The following is a 1,052-nucleotide window of genomic DNA, read 5'->3' on the forward strand; positions in this document are numbered from 1 at the left end:
CTATGGACTGCAATTATGGGTACCTGAGGTCGGCGGTGCCGTCGATCCGGACTCCGAGGCCCACGACTTGGTGATGTCGGTGTTCGGGGGTATGAGCAAGGGTGAGCGCAATCGGATCAAGATACGGGTTCGTGCGGCGATGGCCGCCCAAGCCAGTGTCGAGGGCCGCTTCCTGGGCGGGCGACCTCCGTTCGGATACCGGTTGGCCGACGCGGGGCCGCATCCGAATCCGGCCAAGGCCGCCGACGGAAAGCGGTTGCATCGGTTGGAAACCGATCCGGTGACCGCACCAGTCGTGCAACGGATCTTTGCCGAATATCTCGGTGGCCGAGGGATTTTCGCGATCGCGGAGGCCCTGACTCGCGACGATGTCCCGTCGCCGTCGGCCTACGACCCCGCACGAAACCCGCACCGCGCCGGGGTGGCCTGGTCCAAGGGCGCACTTCGGGTGATCCTGTCCAACCCTCGCTACACCGGGCGGCAGGTGTGGAACAAACAACGCAAAGACGAAATCCTCATCGATGTCGAGGACATCGCTTTGGGGCATGAGACCCGGATGCGGTGGAACGACCGTGACCAGTGGGTCTTCTCCGATCACCTGGTGCACGACCCGATCATCGACACCGACACATTCGAACGCACCCAGCAGGTCCTAGCCGCGAAGGGAGCAGGCCGGGGAACGCGGGAACGGCACCGCACCCATCACACCTATATGTTTCGCAGTCGGCTGCGGTGCGGGCTGTGCCAGCGGCGGATGCAACGCCATCGAAGCCGGGACATGCTTCTCTACCGATGCCGGTATCCCAACGAGTACGCCCTGGCGAACAAAGTCGCCCATCCCCGCAATGTGTATTTGGCCGAACAGGATCTACTCGGCCCGCTCGACGATTGGCTGGGCACATGCTTCGCCCCGCACCGAGTCGCCGAGACCATCGATGCCCTCTACCGGTCCCAACCCGACCACGACCTCGACCAGTCGGCGGCGGCCGTCGCAAAGGCGATCGAGGACTGTGACCGGATCCTGGCGCGACACCGGGCAGCCTTGGAAGCCG

Annotated in this window: 1 protein-coding gene; it reads left to right on the top strand. The window is 64.5% G+C overall.

The window, feature by feature from the left end; all coding sequences use genetic code 11:
- A partial coding sequence (locus tag ABZW16_RS44015; RefSeq protein WP_354962113.1) for a recombinase family protein occupies nucleotides 1-1,052 on the top strand: 1,052 nt, incomplete at both ends.

This window comes from Nocardia sp. NPDC004604 (assembly GCF_040609795.1).
Lineage (GTDB): Bacteria > Actinomycetota > Actinomycetes > Mycobacteriales > Mycobacteriaceae > Nocardia.